This is a genomic window from Mycobacterium sp. E1715, assembly GCF_001667625.1.
Lineage (GTDB): Bacteria > Actinomycetota > Actinomycetes > Mycobacteriales > Mycobacteriaceae > Mycobacterium.
The window spans coordinates 1-545 of the sequence record NZ_LZJJ01000076.1; the positions used below are offsets into that span (position 1 = coordinate 1).

General features: G+C 72.5%; 1 protein-coding gene. It reads right to left on the minus strand.

Going from position 1 to position 545, the window contains the following annotated elements; all coding sequences use genetic code 11:
* Positions 1 to 197 precede the first annotated feature (197 nt).
* The coding region (locus A9X03_RS04365) for a CBS domain-containing protein (RefSeq protein ID WP_156746467.1) at positions 198 to 545 on the minus strand (348 nt) is incomplete at its 5' end.

The following is a 545-nucleotide window of genomic DNA, read 5'->3' on the forward strand; positions in this document are numbered from 1 at the left end:
GCCGGTGTCGACGACGCGGGCGGGGTCTGCTGACCGCCGGGTGATCCGGGCGGCGGCGGCGGGTAGTCGCCGCCGGGCGGCGGTTGATCGGTCACGAGCACCCCTTCCACTGCGGACCAGCTGAACCAGGCGGCATTACAGTACCCGAGCGCACAGCGGCCGGGCGAGACATCGTCACGCGCCGGACGGGCGCGTCGTCAGCGTCGCCGCGGCCCGTCCGAAAGGAAGCCGAGCAGGTCATATCGGGTGATCACCCCGACGGGTTTGCCCTCCTCGACCACCATCAACGCATCCCAGTCGCGCAGGGCCTTGCCCGCCGCGCTGACCAACTCCCCCGCGCCGATCATCGGCAGCGGCGGGCTCATGTGCAGCGCGACGGCGTCGGCCAACTTGGCCCGGCCCTCGAAGACGGCCGACAGCAGCTCGCGCTCGGAGACGCTGCCCGCGACCTCGCCGGCCATCACCGGCGGCTCGGCGCCGACCACGGGCATCTGGGACACCTCGTACTCGCGCAGGATGCCGATGGCGTCGCGCACGGTTTCGGA